A 20,742-nucleotide genomic window follows, 5' to 3' on the forward strand; every position below is an offset into this window, starting at 1 on the left:
AAAGGACAAAAATTGATATTAATCAAAAAAAAGTAGGAAAACGTGCGGTTAACTGCATTTTTTTTGTTACTTTTGCATCGTTATTTTATAAATAACTATCAACTATTAATAAATAAAAGTATAGACAAAATGAAACCTACGTTATTGCTTTTGGCTGCCGGTATGGGTAGCCGTTATGGTGGTTTGAAACAGCTTGATGGTCTGGGTCCTAATGGTGAGACTATCATGGACTACAGCATCTATGATGCTATTCAGGCTGGTTTCGGAAAGATCGTATTCGTTATCCGCAAGGACTTCGAAGATCAGTTCCGTGAGAAGATTCTTTCAAAGTATGAGGGTCATATTCCTGCAGAACTTTGTTTCCAGGCATTGGATGATCTCCCAGAGGGATTCTCAGTTCCAGAAGGTCGTGAGAAGCCATGGGGTACAAACCATGCTGTCCTGATGGCAAAGGATATCATCAAGGAACCTTTCTGCGTAATCAACTGCGATGACTTCTACAACCGCGATTGCTTCATGGTAATCGGCAAGTTCCTCTCTGAACTTCCAGAGGGCAGCAAGAATCGTTATGCCATGGTAGGTTTCCGTGTAGGTAATACCTTGAGTGAGAATGGTACCGTAGCTCGCGGCATCTGCTCTAAGGATGCTGATGAGAACTTGACAACCTGTGTAGAGCGTACCGAGATCATGCGTATCGACGGTAAGGTATCTTACAAGGACGAGCAGGGCGAGTGGGTTGCTGTTGGCGACAATACTCCTGTTTCCATGAACGTTTGGGGCTTCACACCTGATTACTTCCAGCATAGTGAGGAGTACTTCAAGGAGTTCTTGAGTGATCCTAAGAATATGGAAAACAAGAAGGCTGAGTTCTTCATCCCTTTGATGGTCAACAAGCTCATCAATGAGGGTACAGCTACTGTTAAGGTGCTCGATACTACCAGCAAGTGGTTTGGTGTAACTTATGCTGCCGACCGCCAGAGTGTTGTTGACAAGATTCAGCATCTTATCGACGAGGGTGTTTATCCAAACAAGCTCTTCTAATTTAATGTGATGGATATAAACATTAATATATTGACAGATCAGGAAGCCGCTATTCTCCGAGAGACGATAGCGGCTTCTCATCGTATTGTCGTCTGTGCCCATAAGTCGCCAGACGGTGATGCCATCGGCTCTTCTTTGGGATGGGCTGGTTATCTTCGCTCTTTGGGCAAGAAAGTTGACATTTGTGTGCCGGATATGATACCGGATTCTATTTCCTGGTTGCCTGGAGCTGCTGGTATCCTGCGATATGACAGACAGCCTGAACTGGTGCAGCGAGCTTTCGATGAAGCCGACTTGGTATGCTGTGTTGATTTTAGCAGTGAGGGACGTCTTGATGAGATGGACCATGTATTGTTGGGTTGCAAGACTCAGCGTGTCATCATCGACCACCATCTGTCTCCTAATCTTGAGGCTAAGCTGCTGGTTTCGCAGCCACATGCCAGCAGTGCCAGCGACCTGGTATTCCGTGTAGTCTGGCAGTTGGGAGGTTTCCCACAGATGGATCAGACTTGGGCTACCTGCATCTATTGCGGCATGATGACCGATACGGGCGGTTTTACCTATAATTCTACCCAGCCTTATATCTATTACATCATCTGCTTGCTGCTTACCAAGAACATCGACAAGGATAAGATTTACCGCAATGTCTTCAATAATGCCCGCATTCCGGCAGTCCGGTTCCGTGGCTATCTGATGAATGAAAAGCTGCAGGTAGTAGAGGGACTTCATGCCAGTTTCTATACAGTGACCCGTAAAGAATTGAAGAAGTATGACTTTATCAAGGGCGATCTGGAAGGACTGGTGAACGTGCCTCTTACAATCAAGGGACACAAACTCTCCATTTCTCTTCGTGAAGATACAGATATAGACAATCGCATATTGGTAAGTCTCCGTTCGGTAGACGATTTCCCATGCAATAAGATGGCAGCCGAGTTCTTCAATGGTGGCGGTCATCGCAATGCTTCTGGCGGCAAATTGCTTTGCAGCATACAGGAGGCAGAGCAGATAGCATTGAAGGCTATCCTGGCATACGCCGATATGCTGAAGTAGCCGATTTTTTCCTTAGAAATGACGAAAAAGACAGAAAACAACCCCGTTTTGAGGCAATAGGATGATAATAAGTGATAAATAATAATAAAATCAACCTATTCCTCTCGGTGTTGTCTTATCTTTTTTGTACCTTTGCCCAATAAATCAGATTTTAAAAAGAAGAATGAAGAAATTTTTGTTTGCAATGATTGCTTTCGCGGCTGTTTTATCGTTTGCCGCATGCAATGATAGTGAGACTTATAAGGACATGCGCGACAGAGAGCTCGATTCTATCAGCTCTTTCTTGCGTAAGGAAAATATTAAGGTCATCTCCGAGGATGAGTTCAACAGACGTTGGAAAAATAATGAAAAACTGACGGATACAGCAAAGAACAACAACGAATGGGTACTTTTCAACAGTAACGGTATCTACATGCAGGTGATTGACCAGGGATGTGGCGACTATATCAAGAAAGGTACATCGGTAGATGTATTGGTCCGCTTTGATGAGTATAACCTTTCGTATGCTGCAGAAATGAGCGATAAGTGTCTCACGCTTTCAAACAAAGTTCCTGCTTATTCCTATTATATAGATAAGATAAGCGTTACCAATACTTCCGGTACATTCACCGGTTCTTTCGTTGATCCTAAAGCCAGTCTGATGGCCAGAACATATAATTCATCCAATTATGGCAGTGTAAGTTCTACCGTGCCTAGCGGTTGGCTCATACCATTCACCTGGATTAAGATAGGCAGACCGAAGACTGATGATGAACGCATCGCTCATGTCCGCCTGCTCGTACCTCACTCTTACGGTACCACATCGGCATCGGGCAGTGTGCAGGCATGTGTCTACGACATGACCCTGCAGAAAGGAAGATAAACATTAAAAGAGAAAGATATATTTATGACACTGATTAAGTCAATTTCTGGTATCCGCGGTACTATCGGCGGTCCAGCGGGCGATACTTTGAATCCGCTCGATATCGTAAAGTTCACTTCAGCATACGCTACCTTCATTCGCCGTAGCGGTGCTTCAGAGAGTAATACCATCGTTGTAGGCCGTGATGCGCGCATCTCTGGCGAGATGGTAAAGAATGTGGTTTGTGGAACCCTCATGGGTATGGGCTACGATGTATTGAACATCGGTCTGGCTACTACTCCTACCACCGAACTTGCTGTTACCATGAGTGGTGCGGCCGGCGGTATCATCATCACAGCTTCTCACAACCCACGCCAGTGGAATGCCCTCAAGCTCCTCAACGAGAAGGGTGAGTTCCTCACAGCAGCTAATGGTAACGAGGTGCTGGGTATCGCAGAGAAGGAAGACTTCGACTATGCGGATGTGGATCATCTCGGAAAATATACTGAAGACAATACCTTCAACAAGCGCCATATCGACTCCGTACTTGCTTTGAAGCTCGTAGATGTCGAAGCAATCAAGAATGCCCACTTCAAGGTTTGTGTAGATTCCATCAACTCAGTGGGTGGCGTTATTCTTCCAGAGTTGCTCGATGCGCTCGGTGTAGCATATACTTTCCTCAATGGTGAGCCTACAGGCGACTTCGCTCATAATCCGGAGCCATTGGAGAAGAACCTCGGTGGTATCATGGATGAGTTGAAGAAGGGTGGCTACGATATGGGTATCGTTGTAGACCCTGATGTTGACCGTCTGGCTTTCATCTGCGAAGATGGCAAGATGTTTGGCGAAGAGTATACCTTGGTAAGTGTGGCAGATTACGTATTGAGCAAGACTCCAGGCAATACCGTCAGCAACCTTTCATCTACCCGTGCCCTCCGTGATGTTACCGCGAAGCATGGTGGCAAGTACACTGCAGCTGCTGTAGGCGAGGTGAATGTAACTACCAAGATGAAGGATGTTCACGCTGTTATCGGTGGTGAAGGCAATGGTGGAGTTATCTATCCAGAGAGCCATTACGGTCGTGATGCCCTCGTTGGTATCGCCCTCTTCCTGAGCAGTCTGGCTCACAAGGGCTGCAAGGTGAGCGAACTCCGTGCCAGCTTCCCTAACTATTTCATCGCCAAGAACCGCATCGACCTGACTCCATTGACCGATGTAGATGCTATCCTCGTGAAGGTTAAGGAGATGTATGGTAAGGAAAAGGATGTCACCGTAACAGATATCGATGGCGTCAAGCTTGATTTCCCTGACAAGTGGGTTCACCTCCGCAAGAGTAATACCGAGCCTATTATCCGCGTATATAGTGAGGCTTCTACCATGGCGCAGGCTGATGAACTGGGCAAGAAGCTCATGCAGGTGGTTTACGATATGCAGTAAGATACTGAATATGAAATCATATAAAAAGAGATGAAGCAACGTAGATTTAGCTTCATCTCTTTTTTTGTGCGCAGTTTTCCATCTGCAAATGCTCCAATTTAAAGAAAGATAGAGAAAGATTTGGCTTTCTCAGATAAAAGTCGTATTTTTGTTGCAAAATTGCTGACAATGCGGGTTCTGAGGCCTTCGTTGCAGCAATGAAAATCTTGATCCGTTCCTGATAGGGAGCATAAATAAAATTACAGAATAATGGAATCTATTATAAAGCATTATCAGGTAGCCCATGTCGGGTTCAGCCTTTCTTATCCTGATTCCTCTCAGGAGATGATGGCTGTTTTACTGGAGGCTTATCAGGCGTTTGAATGCGATGAACAGATCGCATCTGCTGCCCTGACCTCCTTCTCTCTTACCTTGAACGAAAGCGGGGAAGAACTGAGGAAACCTGCCGGCTTCAAGGAGGAATGCAGACAGGATGAGGAGGGACAGCTCATTATCAGCGGTAGTCTGGGAGAGAAGCAGAAGGCGTTCCTGCTGGCAATGACTGATATGAAATCGATACTGGTTACAGGGCATGATTATCAGCATTCCAGTCTTCTGGTTCCTGCTGGCACCTTCGGCCAGAAGTCGGCTTTCGGATCCCTCAAGGCAACCGTTGACACCTCGCTGATGCTGCTCTATGCCATGCGTTCGGCTGCCGGAGATACACTCCTGTTTCATTCTTCTACCGTAGTAAAGGATGGTAAGGCTTATCTCTTCCTGGGCAAGAGCGGAACGGGAAAGAGTACGCATTCCGGACTGTGGCTCAAACATATCGAGGGCACCCGATTGCTGAATGATGACAACCCGGTGGTATATATATCGCACGAAGGTACGCCCATGGTGAGTGGCTCGCCTTGGAGCGGAAAGACACCTTGCTATAAGAACGAGGAATATCCGATAGGGGCAATTGTCCAATTGTGCCAGGCGCCAGAGAATAAAATCAGAAAACAGACCGTCTTAGAGTCTTATGTGTCTATCAAGAGTTCTGTCTCCGGCAAGGCATGGGAGAAGGAAATTGCAGATGGCCAGCATCAAACGATAGAGAAGCTGATCGGGGCTACCCGGCTTTATCAGCTCGACTGTCTGCCTGATGCCGGTGCAGCCCTCCTTTGCAGTCAGACCATCAGTCTGTAAAACCAACCGTCGGGTAAAAACCAATCGTACAATAGAAAGATGAATATATCCGATTCAAAATATAAGGCAATAGCCGCGCTCGAGCAATTCATCCGTGAAGGTCGTCCTGTCAAGTTTCCGGTCAAGGGCACCAGCATGCTTCCCTTTATCGTAGGTGGTAGAGATTGCGTAGAATTCTATCCGGTAGAAGGCGAGTTGAAGGTGGGCGATATTGTGATGGCGAGGGTAGAAGAAGGCTATCCGGTGGTGCATCGCATCATCGGGATAGAGCCTGTTACAGGAGCAGCTTCCCCCGCATCCTTTTCTGCAGATGATTGCCGTATCGTGCTGACGGGCGATGGAAATCTCGGTTTTAAGGAGCATTGCCTGCGCAAGGATGTCATTGCGAAGGCGCATGCTGTCATCTGTCCCGATGGCAGCCGCAAGAGTCTCATCTCGCAGAAAGCGCTCAGAAACTGGCACAGATGGCAGAGGTTGAGGCCTGTGCGTAGGGTCTTGCTTAAAATAATCAAGCTCTATATCCGTTTATCATATAAAAACTAAAAAACAAGATACAATGAAGATCAAGAACGATTTCAAGCTCCGCGAAATTTGCGGTGAGTATGTGGTAACAGCCGAAGGTATGCAGGCAGTAGACTTTACCAAGTTGATCAGTCTCAACGAAACAGCTGCGTTTCTTTGGAAGGCGGCTGAGAAACAGGGTGAATTTACGATAGCTTCGTTGGCTCAGGCTCTGTGCGATGAGTATGATGTAGTCATGGCTCAGGCAGAAAAAGACTGCGAGGCGATTATTGCTCAGTGGCAGAAAGAGGGACTGGTATGAGGAAGTATGCACTTTGGTTTTTTCGCCAGATGTCTGCAGTCCGTGGACGTTTGCTGTTGCGCATCATCGCCGGTCTTCTGCAGGTAGCATTAGGTTTGTGGCTCGTCTGGCTGTGTCGCCGGTTCATCGATGTGGTGATCTGGCGTGGCAATGTGCTGCGCGAAACCATCGTGCTTTTTTCAGTCATCGCCCTGCTGATAGCCCTTCGCCAGCTGGTATTCTATCTTTCCGGCATCACCGAGGTTATCCTCCAGAATGATATGCGTAGCCGCCTCTTCCGGTTTGTGCTGGGCAGGAAACTCTATGCCGTTAAGCATCAGGCTGAGGCTGGTCCCGGAAAGCCTGCTTCTGATATGCTTTCCGGCGACATCAGCCAGCGTTTGGAGCGCGATCTCTCATCAGCCTCTTCGGTAGTTACGGATATCCTGCCCACAATCGTAGTCACCCTGGTGCAGCTCTTCGGTGCCTTCTTCCTGATGCGTTCTATCGATTCCATTCTGGCATGGAGTCTTCTGGTGTTGACACCGGTAGTTGCAGTCTGTGCCAAGTATCTCGGCAGCCGACTCAAGAAGATGACGCTGGCGATACGCGAGGAGGAGAGCAGCATACAGATGATGATTCAGGAGACGGTAGAACATGAACTCACCATCAAAACCTTGCAGGCAGAGAGCACGGTTTCCGGTAGGGTAGGCAGCATGCAGCAGCGTTTGCATCATCTGGTCCGCCGTAGAATCCGTTTTACGTTGATATCCCGTCTGCTCCTGGCTTTCACCTTCAGTTACGGCTATTTCGGAGCCTTTGTCTATGGTGCCATCCAACTCAAGAACGGGTTGATAACCTTTGGCGTGATGACCGCCTTCCTGCAGTTGGTGGGTCAGATACAGAGTCCTATCATGTCGCTCTTGGGCATGATTCCCCAGCTGATTCATGCATCAGCGAGTGTAGACCGGTTGGTAGAGATTGAAAATACCGAGCAGGAGGAATCTCTGGTACAGGCAGATGCTTCTATCCCTTTGCAGCGTGCTTGCGGCATCCGTCTTCAGGATGTGAGTTATTCATATCCCGATGAGCGAAAGAAAGTTGTTGTCAGTCATTTCTCTTATGATTTCCGTCCCGCCACATCTGTGGCGATAGTAGGAGAAACCGGTTGTGGCAAGACCACCATCCTGCGCCTGCTGTCGAGTATCATCCAGCCCGATAGCGGAAGGATAGTATTGTATGATGCCCTGGGCAAAGAGACAGAAGGAACCGGCATGCGTTCGCATATCGTGTATATAGAGCAGGGTAATACGCTGATGAGCGGAACCATTCGCGATAATCTTCTTCTTGCCAATCCCGTGGCTACCGATGAGCAGCTTACCGAAGCCCTTCATGTAGCCTGTGCCGATTTCGTTTTCAGTTTGCCGGCAGGTATGGATACGAAGATAGGAGAGCATGCCACCCGTTTGAGTGGCGGTCAGGCACAGCGCATTGCTATAGCCCGCAGTCTTTTGCGCGAAGGTAACATTCTGTTGCTTGATGAAATCAGCTCATCGCTGGATGCCGAAACCGAGAAGCTTCTTTTCGACCGCCTCTTTACTTCGTATGCCGATAAGACTATTATCTGTGTTACGCATAGGAAGGAGGTGGCAGACAGATGCCAGGAGCAGATACGGCTGTGATGAAATGACCTAACCTCTTTATGCTCTGGGGATAGGTTATCCCCAGCCCCCAGGCAGTAGCCGGTAATGTGTAGTGTGAATATCGTGAGGGATACCCCCAAATCGTGATGGATGATAGATGATTACATAAAACTTATTCACGAATACGGCTGCATCGGGTTACAAATATGGCTGCGTGGGGTTACAAATATGGCTGCGTGGGGTTACGAATATGACTGCATCGGGTTACGAATATGACTGCGTAGGGTTACAAATATGACTGCGTAGGCTAACGGAGACGTATCTGTAAGCTTATCGAGACGTCTGCATCAGCCAACAGAGACGTCTGAACTCGCTGACTGAACTACTTGAGTTTCTTGACTGAACCACTTGAGTTAGCTGACTTAACCACTTGGGTATTCTTCTTCATGTGCTTGAATGTAACCATAAAACTTTTCAACCATACAGGTCGAAATTGTTTCAGCGGGCGAGAGCCCCCTCAAACTTTTACTTTTATTTATAAATCGTCAGCCCGACGCTCTGAAGCGGAGTGCTGTTTTTATAGCATTATAAATACTTTCCCGGAATCTGCTGCAAGGCAAAATCCCAGGAAGTATAAGCCCCCAGCCTGCTTGCGAAAGTAGGCATGGGAATTTCTTATCTGTTACCTCTAAGATAATATCTTATTTCAATTTTTCTATCTGTTCCTGGGTAAGACAGGAATACTTCATAATCAGATTGAGGTCAACGCCATCAGCAAGCATATTTCTGGCAATATCAAGGGCTTTCTGGTTCATGCCTTTCTCCATACCTTCAGCTATACCTTCACGCTTAGCAGTGTCTACGGAATTCTTGATGTCGCGATATGCCATCTTGCTGGTCTCGTACTCCCTCATTTCCTGAGGAGTAAACTTGGCTATCTCGGCTTCCTCGAAGAGACGGTCGAAGCCGAAATCGGTCAGCAAGCTGATGTATCTTTCTTCTACCTGTTTCATACGCTTTATGTTTTTGCCTTGAAGATTATACAGTACTACATGCGAACGGTCGGTTTTAAAGAAAAAATAACGAATATCTGTTAATAAAAGTTTAAGCGTATCCTGTCTTGGAAAAATTATAGTATATTTGTAGCCGAAAAGACGGGTCGGCGTGACTCGTAGTGATCCATGAGATGACAGAATAAAACAGAAACTCAAAATTAGTAATTATTTAACGAGAAAAACAAGATGAAAAGAACCATTTTAACAGCAGTGTCGCTGCTAATCTTATTCGTATTGCCACCTCATCTTTCTGCCGGGCCACAATCCTGGCAACAGACGCAGAAAATAGCGGAAAGAATTGGCTGCTGGGCAAAGAATTCGGTGGCGCCTATGACGCCGGGCAACGTATTCCTGAAAATGGGGGATAAGGAAACGGTGGTGCCGCTAAAACTGACCAACTGGGGTGATACCGAGGTGACCAGCATCAGCTATACCTTTTATTATACAGATAAGCAGGTGAGCGAGGGACCTTTCGTGTTGAACTTCGACCAGCCGCTCAAGGATGGAGAAACGCGAGAGGTAAAAATTCCTATCAAACCGGGCCAGAAACTGGGAAAGGAAGAGTTGCTCTTCAATATCACACAGGTGAACGGACAGTATAACGAGGCTTCGGCGGGATATGCCTATCTTACCTGCTGCACGGTCAACAAGATGCCGCACAAGCGGGTACTGGTAGAAGATTATGCGGGAATGTGGTGCTGGCACTGTCCTATCGGACTGGTGGCTACCGATGCCATAGCGCGTATGTATCCCGACGATGTAGTGGCTGTTTCTGTTCATAAAACTGATGATATCAGCAAGGTTGTATCCCGTTGGGTATATGAAGGCTTGATAGACCGCTATGCCGTAACGGTTCCTGCCGTATGGGTGGCACGTGATAACAAGGCTGCCGGTTTTGACATTACCGATGCTTTCAAGATAGAAAAGAGCAAGGTTACCTACATGAACATGGAGGTGGACGCAGAATGGGATGAGAACGGTAATAATATACGTGTGAAAACCCAGGTAGAACCATGCATGTTGCCTGATCAGGGCGAAACGTTTGCCATAGGCTATGTGATGACTGCCAGCGGACTGAGCGATGACAAATGGCGACAGGAGTCGAATTATGCCGAGTATTCCAGCGACAGTTATAAGGATGCACCCGAAGAGATGAAGTTCTATGCCGATGCAGCCAACTATGTAGAGGGCTGGTCGCAGGTTAAGGGCATGGTGTATAACCATGTAGCGATAGAATCGCAGGGTATGGACAACGGACTGGAGGACTCGAAGATGACCGACTTCCGGGCAGACGAGGTGAAGACGCACTCCACCACTTTTGAGGGTGTAAACAAATACAGCGTGATCCGCGACCGCAGCAAGATAGAGATAGCAGCGGTGCTCTTCAACACCAAGACCGGGAAGATAGAAAATGCTGCCCGCTGCAGTGTGCGCAATCATGGCACTACCGGCATCCGTCCTAACCTTGTTCAGGAGCAGAAAAAACAGGAGGGCATCTACGACATGCAGGGACGCAAGGTGAACGGCAAGCCGACGCCGGGCATCTATATCGTGAACGGCAAGAAAACGGTAATCAGATAATTCTTTTTGACCTGAGATATGATGGATAAGAAATTTTACGCCATAGCCGTATCGGCGATATGTGCTATGAATGTCTCTGCCGGACCGGTAGACGTGAACAAGGCGCAGACAATGGCAAGAAAGTTTATCGGAAATCCTGTGAGTGTGGGTCCGTCGGTGGTGCAAAGCCGCGGAACCCGTACTTCAGAACCATCGCTCCACCTCTTCAACAACCAGGATGGTGAAGGCTTCGTCATCGTGGCGGGTGATGACCGGGTAGGCGGGGTACTGGGATATAGCGACAGGGGAAGACTGGATGCTGAAAATATGTCGGCTCCGATGAAAAAACTCCTGGAGCGATATGCACGGGTGGTGGAGCTGGTGAAGGTAGACAGCATCAGCGTGACGCCGGTTTATGCCAAACCGCCGAAGGCATCGGTAAAACCGCTCGTCAGTGCGGAGTGGAGCCAGGATTATCCTTATAACTACTATACCCCGCGCAGCAGCACCAGCGGCAAGCCTACCTATACGGGCTGTACCATCACGGCGATGGCACAGGTGCTCTATGCCCACCGCTGGCCTAAGATGAGACCCGAGGGGGTAAACCGGGGTAAGGGTGCCATGGCATACGATTATTATGACTGGGACAACATGCTCGATTCCTACAGCGGAGGAGGGTACAGCGAGGCACAGGGGCAGGCAGTGGGCGTGCTGATGCGCGACTTGGGAAAACTGGCTCATGCTACCTACGGTGTGAACGGAACCCTCTGTGATGAGGCAAAGTTATGGCATACCCTTGAACACGATTACAACTGCAATGTGCGCCAGCTGGAGAAGGACAGGCTGCCGGGCGGCGAATTTCTGCAGGCTATCTACCAGGAACTGTCTCTCGGCTGTCCGGTCTTCATGACGGGCGGCGACCATGCCTTTTTATATGATGGCTACGATGAGAACGGACTGGTGCATGTAAACTGGGGATGGGCTGGTCTGGACAATGGCTATTTCGACATCAATACGGCAGCGACGGCGGGCGGAGGTTTCGGCAGCGACGGCTGTTACTACGAAAATCAGATAGCACTCTTCGTGCATCCGAACGACGGAATGATAGAACCGCTGCAGCCTAAACCGGTGGTGCTGTCGGTGAACAATGACCAGGGACTGCAGTTCCAGGCGAGTGAAGGAATGACGGTGAAGTCGGTTATTCCGGCGCAGATCAAAGGTGTGGGAGCCCGCAATCTGTCTCAGAATGCCGGAGGCGCCTATACCGGACAGATAGGCATCGGACTCTTTACGCAGGACGGAAAGTGTATGCATGTCTTCGGACAGTCGGGTGTCTTGACTTGGGCTACCTATTATACCAGCTACAATTTCGAATATGACTGGTGGAGGATGGACCTGAATGAGATAGACGGTCTGGCAGACGGCACCTACACTCTGCGACCTTTGGGCCGCCGACTCCTGGATGCAGACAAGGGCGTTTGGGAAGACTGGAGGCAGATGGTGAATGGCAATTCCGTGCCGATGATTGTAAACCGTGGCGAGGTTACGCTGGTACAGGCAGACAACAAGCCTCACCTGTTGCTTGCGGGAAAGCCAGAGGTGCTGGAGCCAGCCTATCAGTACAGCAGCCAGTTGGCAGGCATTCTGCTGAATGTATCTAACCTGAGCCGCTATCAGGCTCGCGGCGAGTTACAGGTGGAACTGGAGGGCACGGGAAATCTGGCGGGTGAAACCTATCAGGTACCGAATGCCTATCTCGTCCACATGGTGGCGCAGCGCATGGATACTACCCAGTGGCTCGTGAGGTTCATGACATCCTATTCGGGCTCTACCGGCTCTCATGAGCTCAAGGCAGGCAAGTATCGCATGAAGCTCCGCTTCAACCACAATATCGAGACGAAGAATCCTGGCGTCTACGAGATTCCGGTGCCGGAAGATTTCCTGCTCGAGGTATATCCTAACAACTACGAAGGCAGGGTGACCGTTACATCAGTGAAACTCCTGGATGAAACGGGCAGTTATGTGCCTTCCCATTACTTCGACCTGGAGCAGAAGCCGCAGCTGGTGCTGGGTATGTCGGGCTATATGAAGTATCTGACGCAGGGCAGTCTGCAGACCCGCATGCGCTACCGTCTGGTTAATGTGGCTACGGGCGAGACTGCGTATACGAGCAGCATCAGCAGAGTGAGCATTCCGCGCAACAATGATACGGATCTTACGGGTTCTACCCGCCATACCGTGAATCTTTCTGAGTTGGCAGAGGGCACCTACGAGATACATGTAGATATAGAGCGTGACGGCATGTGGCTGGACCGCTGGAATGCCAATACGTTGCGCCGCCGCATTACGCTCTACCGCAAGGCGCCGACTACAGGCATCACGAAGCCGGCTCTATCGCAGGGTACGGGCAGTGCAGCCGCCTCTTCATCTTCTGATGCAGTATACGGATTGGATGGCCGCAAACTTACCAAAGTTACCCAGCCGGGCATCTATATCCGGAATGGAAAGAAGGTGGTAATGCGCAAATAATAATTGACAGAATAAACAGGTAATTGATTCAATAATTTTTAAAATTAGACAACATGAAAAGAAAGTTTTTGACGGCATTTTTGTCGATGGTATTGGCTATGATATCAGTATCTTGCCATAGCAGTGAGGAAAGAATAATCAGTTTTAATGATTTGCCGGTGCATGCACAGCAGTTTGTAAAGAAGTATTTTGCAGAGGTTGCCGTGAGCCATGCGGAGAAGGAAAAGGACAACGGCCGGTGGGAGTATGATGTATTGCTCAGCGACGGAACCCAACTGGAGTTTGATGCGAAAGGCGAGTGGACTTCGGTTAACTGCAAGTTCTCTGTGATGCCTGATGGTATCATTCCAGCCAACATTGCAGCAGATATAGCGAAGCGATATCCTAATCAGAAGCCTTACAAGATAGAGAAAGAGTTAGGAGGATATGAAATCGATATCCCTGGTTATGAACTCTATTACAATAAAGCCGGTGTCTTTATCCGTGTAGAAGCCGATTATCATTAATAACAGAAATCCCCCATCCAGCGAAGGCAGGATGGGGGAATTTATTTTGAAAATAAGACAACGCTACGATTATTTCTGTCTTGGCTTGATTTCGTATGCCGGATTGTTGCGGATATCCCAGCGGTCTAACTTTGCACCATTGGTGAGTATCAGTTTCTCCTTCTGGTAGGCTATGATGGTCTGCGAAGGAAGGAGGACGCGGTCATCGGCGGTGAAACAGCGCAACGGATTGGCAAAGTTTCTTGCCTGGAAATCGGTGAGACTGTATTCTGCCAACTGTATCTTGCCGTCCTTCAACATTGATACGAAGAACTTATCCTTGTCACCGGTCTTTGAAATGGAACGTAGCTTGAACTCCTGAGAACGGGAAACCTTGAGCGGGGCATAATCCTTTTGCTGGATGATGTCTTCTACTTTCCATGAATAGATGGTTCCCGTGCGAGGGATGAAGGCATAGAGCGAATCGCCAATCACCTCCATATCGTAGGATTCTCCCAGCGGCTCATCCTTGCTACCAATGAAATCGCCACCCGTACTGAGCTTGGCAAATACCTTATTGTTGTTTGCTGCCCCCAGGTTCAGCGCCTCGCGGTCGAAGACTCGGATGTTGGTATACTTTGAGTCGCGCACGAAAACAAGACGAGGGGTTGCGCAAACACAGCCCACCTTCGAAACCATGCTGGCTGGCCAGGAACCTGTGCCCAGGCGGCTGAGATATTTGCCCGTTTTCCTGTCGAAGATCTGTACCTCCTGATTTTCACCGGCAGCCACAAAGAGATGGTCGCCTTCTGCATAAACATCGCGTGCCAGCGTGCGGTCGCCGTTGCTCATGCTGCGCTTGAATTCCAACGTTTCGGCATCGAAGACATCGACACACTTGCCTGCAAAATTCGCCACATACAACTCTTCGCCATCGTGAAAGAGGTTGGCTGCATCCAGCGGTCTGCCACCTAAATCTTCGGCTGTGCGGGAAAGATGTCCGTCCAGATAGAAATGATCTGCCACCTTGATGGTATCTACCGGTTGCGGTACCACTCTGTCTTCCGTTATCTCACGTATTTCTGTCTTATCGCAGGAAGCTAAAGCCAGCATCATTCCTGCTCCTATCATGATCATATTTTTTCTCATATCGTTTCCTCCTTTATTTTGCATGATCTTTAATCGGGTTCTCTGTGAAATATTTCACCAGTCTGCTCTTTTTGTAAAAATCCTCTATGGTCTTCTGCAGTTTGGCATCATCCTTGAAGGTATCATTGATGCCACAGTCGCGATACTTAGCATTCTCCTCTTTGTGGAAGCCCAGCAGATTGCGGTCGGTATAAGGGAGATCGCCCTTATGGCTCAACCACATGTGCAGCTGCCAGATAAATTCCGGCCATCCTACGTTGACGCCTTCCGGTGTTTTGGCTGGATACGTCATATTGCTGTCGTGACTATAGTCCATGCAGTGCATGTGCTCGTGGGTAATTGCTTCCCATCCGCTGAACGAACCATAATGGCCATAGAAGTTCCAGTCGGTAACGGTCCAGATGTAGCCGCCGCCCAATCCACCGTATGCCGGACTAGACTGTCCGAGCACGAAGTTTTTCGGTGCCTTGAATCTTTCCATTTCGCTCTGGTATTTCTCGGCAGTGAACGTTACTTTATTGTTGTCGTAGAGATCGCCGCCCATCACCTTCTTGAAGTTTGCCATCACATGCTTATATTCCGGAGTGGTCATCATATAGGTATAGTTGGTGACAATCACCACCCATTCGCGGGCGTAGATAGGTCTCATTTCACGGAAATTGTGTGATTCTCCTACCTCTGGAGTCCACCCGTAGTTGGAGAAACTGCAGGTCCATCTGGCGTCAATCTTCTGGAGCATCTTGAAGTGTTCATCATCGCTCACGAGACGTGTCTTCATCCTGTTAAGGTCGAGATACGGGCAGGTGAAACTCACGAAGTTTCCGTTTTTCTTTTTCCAGATATTCCGTCTGCCAACGAATGATGGCTTGAAGGAGAAGCGGGAGAAGGCGGGAATGGATTTAATGAACGCTACCGGAATGTATTCATCCACTTCCGGGATATACATCTCGAGTGTTACGTTGGAGACTGGTTTTGCCGACCAACTGGTGATGACGAGCGATTCATCCTCAGTAGATTTCTTAACATTGATGAGGTTGTCAGTCTGGAAGGTGTAATCCGGTTTGTCTACGATTTCAGTTGATGGGTCAGATAGATTCAGGATGTGTTTAGCCCGTTCTGCCGGCAACTTTTCGAAAACCACCGTATCCTTTTTGAAATCTTCCTGGAACGGTTTTTCAATGTCGTTGTACACGATCTGGTCTTCATAATCGGTGGAGCAGGATGCCATCAGGGTCATCGCTGCCACGAGTGTGGTTCCAGCAGCCAGTGCCGGAATCTTTCGATGTTTTTTCTGCTTCATCATTTTGAGTTTTAACTGTTAAAATACTTACTATGAAAAATAGGATGCAAAGATAAGAATAAATATTGGTTTGTCCAAATAATCATGCTGTTATATTTTGGAAAAATTTCTTTTTTTTCAAAGAAAAGTTGTATATTTGCAGAAAACTTTCTGGATGATGGCAAAGTGTAGCTAATCTGATATTTCCAGAAGGTGGCGTAATTAACTCAATATCAAATAAAAGACCTGAAGAAATGAAAAAGAAAGAAGAAAGGAAAAAATGGAAGGGACTGAAAAACGGGTTCCTGTTGATGGGATTCATAGCCCTGCTGATAGCCAGTTCGCAAACTGTTCGTGCCGAGGAAATCAATTGGAAGAAGGCGGCGGAGATAGCTAAGAGATATGTCACTCTGCCGCAAGATACCGGTATGAAAGCAAAGGAGAAGGGCAGGAAAAATAAGACCGGTTCACCTTATTATATATATAATGATGCGCGGGGACAGGGATTCGTTATCGTATCTGGTGATGACCAGATGGGTGACGTGCTGGGATACAGCAAAGAAGGTAGTCTCGATACGCTCAATGCCAATCCCTGCGTAAAACTGCTGCTTTCGGGATACCGACAGACTTTCGAGGTGCTGAAAGAAGGAAAGGTGAAGGTGCAAAGCCATACACGCACAGGACTTTACTCTAAAACCGTAGCGCCGATGCTGAAAAGCAAATGGGGACAGTCGTATCCGTTTAATGCTAAAACGGGATATGATTACAGCGGCTGTGTGGCTACGGCTGTGGCTCAGATGATGTATTATCATCAGTGGCCGGCTCAGGGACAGGGAAAAAACGAATATGTGGTAACCTACTACCAGGCCAAGAAGAGTGCGGATTTCAGTCAGTCGCATTACGACTGGGCCCACATGTTGCCCGACTACCGCTATCCGGTTCAGGCTACTCCTGCAGAGATTGATGCCGTAGCCTTACTGATGAACGATGTGGGTGTGGCTTCTTTCATGCAATATACGCCCAGCGCAAGTGGAACCCAGGGAGTCTTCGCCTATCAGGCGCTGCAGAAGCATTTCGATTATTCGGCAGCCTACGTTACGAAAGCTGTAGAAGGACCGGGGAGGTTTGCAGAAATCCTGAGACAGGAACTGCTTAACGGATGTCCGGTTTATCTGGAAGGCAGACCAGCCGGTTCGGCTTCCGGTCATGCCTGGGTAACTGATGGTTTCGATGAAAACGGCCTCTTCCACATGAACTTCGGTTGGGAGGGACAGGGCGATGCCTATTATTCGCTCACCAATCTCAATGTTTCGCAGACCGGAAGTGAGTTCCAGGGCAAACCGCTTGCCTTTAATCGTGCCATTACCGCCATCTTAGCTCATCCCAACAACGGGAAATATCCCGAAATAGAGCGCGGACTGCTGGAAACTTCGCCGCAGCTGATGTTCAACGAGGGTGGTTCTCTCAGCCTGAAAGAGGCGTCGGGAAAGTTATTCGACCCTTCACAGCCTGTAACTGTCGAGATGAATTCCTTCGTCAACAGAGGCAAGCCTTTCAGGGGTGACATCGGTGTTGCCGTTTATGATGAAGCAGGGAATCTCAAGCAGGTGGTTTATTCTGATGATCATCAGCTGGGAGGCTTTACGGAAAGACTTTATGGCGGAGAGCAGAAGGGATGGATGGGAACTGATTATCTTATCAATCAGGCTCAGAAAATCAGTCTCAGTCTTGCCGGTCTTGAAAACGGCTATTACCGTATCATCGCTATATGTGCAGCACGGAAGGATGATGGTTCATGGGATGATTTCCTGCCGATGAAGAAGGCACCTGTTATCGGGGTGGAACTGAAAGACGGTGCCGGCCGCATCTCTGAAATCTGTTCGGAAGATGCCCGCTTCCAACTGATGGGGCAGCCAAGACTTGACGGCAAAGCTGAACAGGGCAGCAAGGTACGTGCCTTCTTCACTATCAAGAACCTCAATGGTGTGCCGCGCGACTGTTACCTGAGAGTGAAACTGCTGGATGAGAACCAGGAGGTTGTGCTGAGTACACGTGTGGACCAGCTGACCGAAATAGATGGTTTCAGCGAGACCGAAATCCCGATTCTCCTTTCGGTTCCTGCCCAGCTTGCTCCGGGATATTATCAGGTGAAACTGGAGATTACTTCGGATGAAGCCGAAACCCAGGATTGTCCGCTTAACGGTATCCACGATCAGGATGCAGCCTATATAGAGGTGGTAAAGGGAGAGGAGAAACCGCTGATGGCAAAAGCTGAAGTTTTTCTAACTGATGATTCGCACGGGAAGATAGAAACCGGAAGCGTCGATGTATCGAAGGTATCTCTCTTCAAGATGGGTGTTTCGCTGCGTACGACAGAAGACCGCAGTTACGAGGGGCATGTTTCCCTCATCTCTGAAGATGTAGATACAAAGGAAGAAATAGAGGTAAATGGACTCAGCGATGATGTAACCGTCTCATCAGCTTTCGACGTGCCGCTTTACAGCTACTGGCTGTGCAAGAATAATCTGCCTTGGACCGATGGTCATACCTATCTGTTCAGGGTGATGGGCGAAATAGGAGGAAAGAAAGTGGAACTGAAGAATCCGCAGGAACCTTCTTATTTTCTCAAGCGAAAGGGCGATATCCTTATCCTCTATCAGGATACAGCTACAGGAATAGAAAATGCTACCATCTCTGATACTGAAACCGAGATCTGTCGCGAGGGACATCAACTCTTGGTTTCGGGCAAGGACGTGAGAAAGATTAAACTGTATAATACGGGAGGAAACCTGCTCAGACAGGCATCTGCTACGGATGGAAAAACAGTCAGTCTCTCTTTACAGGGTATCAGACAAGGCGTTTATCTGTTGCGGGTAGAAACCGGTATGCAAAGCAAGACATATAAACTGTTGCTTTAAACGGATGTTCCTGTTTCGGAAACAGAACAGGTTATCCGATGTACGTATAAAAAGAAAGCTCAGGGCTATCTGCCCTGAGCTTTTTTCATTATCATGATTTCTGTATCATTTACTTCTGGCATTCCTTGCAAGGAGTCCAAGGCTTCAACTGCTTGAAGAAGTCGTTGCCCTTATCATCTACGAGGATGAATGCAGGGAAGTCCTCTACGGTAATCTTCCAGATAGCCTCCATACCGAGCTCTGGGTACTCTACGCACTCGATGCTCTTGATAGAACTCTTAGAGAGAACGGCAGCTACACCACCGATAGTACCGAGGTAGAAACCACCATGCTTCTTGCAAGCCTCTGTAACAACATCGCCACGGTTACCCTTGGCAATCATTACAAGGCTAGCGCCATGATCCTGGAACTCATCTACGTATGGATCCATACGGTTGGCTGTGGTAGGTCCCATAGAGCCACATGGATAACCCTCTGGAGTCTTGGCTGGTCCTGCATAGAGGATAGGGTGGTTCTTGAAGTACTCAGGCATCTCCTCGCCTGCATCCAGACGAGCCTTGAGCTTAGCGTGAGCGATGTCACGAGCCACGATGATGGTACCCTTCAAGTTAACACGGGTGCTTACTGGATACTTGCTCAACTCAGCACGTACTGCGTCGATACCCTTGTCGAGGTCAATCTCGATACCCTTGGTTCCCTCACCTGGGTTGCGGAGCTCCTCAGGAATCAACTCTGTTGGATTCTCATCCATCTTCTCCAACCAGATACCATCCTTGTTGATCTTAGCCTTGATGTTACGGTCGGCAGAGCAGCTTACACCCATACCGATAGGGCAGCTTGCACCATGACGTGGCAAACGGATCACGCGGATATCGTGAGCGAGATACTTACCGCCGAACTGTGCACCCAAGCCAATCTTGTGAGCCTCTTCGAGAAGCTTGTTCTCCAAGTCGATGTCACGGAAAGCACGACCCGTCTCATCACCTGTTGTAGGCAACTCGTCGTAGTACTTGATAGAAGCCAACTTCACGGTGAGGAGGTTCTTCTCAGCTGAAGTACCACCGATAACGAAGGCGATGTGGTAAGGAGGACATGCTGCTGTACCCAGACTCTTCATCTTCTCTACGAGGAATGGGAGCAATGTGCCCTCGTTCTGGATAGTAGCTTTGGTCATTGGGTAGAAGTAGGTCTTGTTGGCAGAGCCACCACCCTTAGCTACCATCACGAAGCGGTACTCGTCGCCCTCTGTAGCCTCGATATCAATCTGAGCAGGAAGGTTGCAACGGGTGTTCACCTCATCATACATGTTGAGAGGAGCGTTCTGAGAATAACGGAGGTTGTCCTGAGTAAAGGTGTTGTAAACACCCAGGCTCAGTGCCTCTTCGTCCTCGAAATCGGTCCATACGCGCTGACCCTTCTCACCGTGGATGATAGCAGTACCTGTATCCTGGCAGAATGGGAGGATGCCCTTCACGGCAGTCTCTGCATTGCGGAGGAACTGGAGTGCTACGTACTTGTCGTTCTCTGAAGCCTCTGGGTCGCTGAGAATCTTAGCTACCTGGAGGTTGTGCTCACGACGGAGCTTGAACTCTACGTCGTGGAAACCCTGCTGCGCCAGCAAAGTAAGAGCTTCCTTAGAAACCTTGAGGATAGTCTTACCCTCGAACTCTGCTGTGCTTACGCCTTCCTTAGAGATAAGGCGATACTCTGTCTTGTCCTCTCCAATCTGGAACATTGGAGCATACTTAAAATCTGGAGTTTTTGCCATAATGTTTTTTGT

Annotated in this window: 16 protein-coding genes; 12 read left to right on the forward strand and 4 right to left on the reverse strand. The window is 48.5% G+C overall.

The window, feature by feature from the left end:
• The first annotated feature begins 129 nt into the window (after positions 1-129).
• The 8 genes from FO447_RS14780 (at position 130) to FO447_RS14815 (ending at position 8,026) form a co-directional block, all read left to right on the forward strand.
• Positions 130-1,041 carry a nucleotidyltransferase gene (locus tag FO447_RS14780; protein WP_022120329.1) on the forward strand — a complete coding sequence of 304 codons (912 nt, stop codon included), beginning with the start codon at positions 130-132 and terminating at the stop codon, positions 1,039-1,041.
• 15 nt (positions 1,042-1,056) lie between these two features.
• Positions 1,057-2,091, forward strand: coding sequence for a DHH family phosphoesterase (locus FO447_RS14785; protein ID WP_418857774.1), 1,035 nt, complete (start codon positions 1,057-1,059; stop codon positions 2,089-2,091).
• A gap of 163 nt (positions 2,092-2,254) precedes the next feature.
• The gene (locus FO447_RS14790) at positions 2,255-2,953 is read left to right on the forward strand and encodes a DUF4827 domain-containing protein (RefSeq protein WP_200757019.1); all 699 of its coding nucleotides are present in this window, start codon (positions 2,255-2,257) and stop codon (positions 2,951-2,953) included.
• A gap of 24 nt (positions 2,954-2,977) precedes the next feature.
• Positions 2,978-4,369: a phosphoglucosamine mutase gene (glmM, locus tag FO447_RS14795; protein WP_200757020.1), complete on the forward strand. Its 1,392-nt coding sequence runs from the start codon at positions 2,978-2,980 to the stop codon at positions 4,367-4,369.
• Positions 4,370-4,618: 249 nt separating this feature from the next.
• Positions 4,619-5,542, forward strand: a complete 924-nt coding sequence (locus tag FO447_RS14800; protein WP_200757021.1) for a hypothetical protein — start codon at positions 4,619-4,621, stop codon at positions 5,540-5,542.
• Between the two features lie 39 nt (positions 5,543-5,581).
• Positions 5,582-6,085 (forward strand): S24/S26 family peptidase, encoded by a 504-nt coding sequence (locus FO447_RS14805; protein ID WP_200757022.1) that lies wholly within the window; start codon positions 5,582-5,584, stop codon positions 6,083-6,085.
• 13 nt (positions 6,086-6,098) lie between these two features.
• Positions 6,099-6,365 carry a PqqD family protein gene (locus FO447_RS14810; RefSeq protein WP_200757023.1) on the forward strand — a complete coding sequence of 89 codons (267 nt, stop codon included), beginning with the start codon at positions 6,099-6,101 and terminating at the stop codon, positions 6,363-6,365.
• On the forward strand, positions 6,362-8,026 hold the full coding sequence (locus FO447_RS14815) for an ABC transporter ATP-binding protein (RefSeq protein WP_200757024.1): 1,665 nt from the start codon (positions 6,362-6,364) through the stop codon (positions 8,024-8,026). The genes FO447_RS14810 and FO447_RS14815 overlap by 4 nt, the downstream gene beginning before the upstream one ends.
• Positions 8,027-8,688: 662 nt before the next feature.
• Here the strand turns inward: FO447_RS14815 and FO447_RS16135 are convergent.
• The gene (locus FO447_RS16135) at positions 8,689-9,000 is read right to left on the reverse strand and encodes an Rpn family recombination-promoting nuclease/putative transposase (protein WP_234699019.1); all 312 of its coding nucleotides are present in this window, start codon (positions 8,998-9,000) and stop codon (positions 8,689-8,691) included.
• 228 nt (positions 9,001-9,228) lie between these two features.
• Between FO447_RS16135 and FO447_RS14825 the strand changes: the two genes are divergently transcribed.
• The 3 genes from FO447_RS14825 to FO447_RS14835 are packed head-to-tail and all read left to right on the forward strand — an operon-like array spanning position 9,229 to position 13,637.
• A complete protein-coding gene (locus FO447_RS14825) occupies positions 9,229-10,623 on the forward strand; it encodes a hypothetical protein (RefSeq protein ID WP_200757025.1) in 1,395 nt (464 codons plus the stop codon).
• 18 nt (positions 10,624-10,641) lie between these two features.
• Positions 10,642-13,131 carry a C10 family peptidase gene (locus FO447_RS14830; RefSeq protein ID WP_200757027.1) on the forward strand — a complete coding sequence of 830 codons (2,490 nt, stop codon included), beginning with the start codon at positions 10,642-10,644 and terminating at the stop codon, positions 13,129-13,131.
• 53 nt (positions 13,132-13,184) lie between these two features.
• The gene (locus FO447_RS14835; RefSeq protein ID WP_234699020.1) at positions 13,185-13,637 is read left to right on the forward strand and encodes a PepSY-like domain-containing protein; all 453 of its coding nucleotides are present in this window, start codon (positions 13,185-13,187) and stop codon (positions 13,635-13,637) included.
• A 69-nt stretch (positions 13,638-13,706) separates the two neighbouring features.
• Here the strand turns inward: FO447_RS14835 and FO447_RS14840 are convergent, their stop codons facing one another.
• Positions 13,707-14,765 carry a YncE family protein gene (locus FO447_RS14840; RefSeq protein WP_200757029.1) on the reverse strand — a complete coding sequence of 353 codons (1,059 nt, stop codon included), beginning with the start codon at positions 14,763-14,765 and terminating at the stop codon, positions 13,707-13,709.
• 13 nt (positions 14,766-14,778) lie between these two features.
• Positions 14,779-16,068 (reverse strand): hypothetical protein, encoded by a 1,290-nt coding sequence (locus FO447_RS14845; RefSeq protein ID WP_234699021.1) that lies wholly within the window; start codon positions 16,066-16,068, stop codon positions 14,779-14,781.
• Positions 16,069-16,298: 230 nt separating this feature from the next.
• Between FO447_RS14845 and FO447_RS14850 the strand changes: the two genes are divergently transcribed.
• On the forward strand, positions 16,299-18,962 hold the full coding sequence (locus tag FO447_RS14850; protein WP_200757031.1) for a thiol protease/hemagglutinin PrtT: 2,664 nt from the start codon (positions 16,299-16,301) through the stop codon (positions 18,960-18,962).
• Between the two features lie 109 nt (positions 18,963-19,071).
• On the opposite strand, the gene FO447_RS14855 is transcribed toward FO447_RS14850, so the two are convergent.
• Complete coding sequence (locus tag FO447_RS14855) at positions 19,072-20,730, reverse strand: fumarate hydratase (RefSeq protein ID WP_089544783.1); 1,659 nt, start codon at positions 20,728-20,730, stop codon at positions 19,072-19,074.
• Positions 20,731-20,742 lie beyond the last annotated feature (12 nt).

Source organism: Segatella copri (assembly GCF_015074785.1).
GTDB lineage: Bacteria > Bacteroidota > Bacteroidia > Bacteroidales > Bacteroidaceae > Prevotella.

Excerpts from the sequence above, each read along its gene's own strand:
- FO447_RS14780 (WP_022120329.1), top strand. The coding sequence starts at position 130 with ATGAAACCTACGTTATTGCTTTTGGCTGCCGGTATGGGTAGCCGTTAT.
- FO447_RS14790 (WP_200757019.1), top strand. The coding sequence starts at position 2,255 with ATGAAGAAATTTTTGTTTGCAATGATTGCTTTCGCGGCTGTTTTATCG.
- glmM (WP_200757020.1), top strand. The coding sequence starts at position 2,978 with ATGACACTGATTAAGTCAATTTCTGGTATCCGCGGTACTATCGGCGGT.
- FO447_RS14800 (WP_200757021.1), top strand. The coding sequence starts at position 4,619 with ATGGAATCTATTATAAAGCATTATCAGGTAGCCCATGTCGGGTTCAGC.
- FO447_RS14805 (WP_200757022.1), top strand. The coding sequence starts at position 5,582 with ATGAATATATCCGATTCAAAATATAAGGCAATAGCCGCGCTCGAGCAA.
- FO447_RS14810 (WP_200757023.1), top strand. The coding sequence starts at position 6,099 with ATGAAGATCAAGAACGATTTCAAGCTCCGCGAAATTTGCGGTGAGTAT.
- FO447_RS14815 (WP_200757024.1), top strand. The coding sequence starts at position 6,362 with ATGAGGAAGTATGCACTTTGGTTTTTTCGCCAGATGTCTGCAGTCCGT.
- FO447_RS16135 (WP_234699019.1), bottom strand. The coding sequence starts at position 9,000 with ATGAAACAGGTAGAAGAAAGATACATCAGCTTGCTGACCGATTTCGGC.
- FO447_RS14825 (WP_200757025.1), top strand. The coding sequence starts at position 9,229 with ATGAAAAGAACCATTTTAACAGCAGTGTCGCTGCTAATCTTATTCGTA.
- FO447_RS14830 (WP_200757027.1), top strand. The coding sequence starts at position 10,642 with ATGATGGATAAGAAATTTTACGCCATAGCCGTATCGGCGATATGTGCT.
- FO447_RS14835 (WP_234699020.1), top strand. The coding sequence starts at position 13,185 with ATGAAAAGAAAGTTTTTGACGGCATTTTTGTCGATGGTATTGGCTATG.
- FO447_RS14840 (WP_200757029.1), bottom strand. The coding sequence starts at position 14,765 with ATGAGAAAAAATATGATCATGATAGGAGCAGGAATGATGCTGGCTTTA.
- FO447_RS14845 (WP_234699021.1), bottom strand. The coding sequence starts at position 16,068 with ATGATGAAGCAGAAAAAACATCGAAAGATTCCGGCACTGGCTGCTGGA.
- FO447_RS14850 (WP_200757031.1), top strand. The coding sequence starts at position 16,299 with ATGAAAAAGAAAGAAGAAAGGAAAAAATGGAAGGGACTGAAAAACGGG.
- FO447_RS14855 (WP_089544783.1), bottom strand. The coding sequence starts at position 20,730 with ATGGCAAAAACTCCAGATTTTAAGTATGCTCCAATGTTCCAGATTGGA.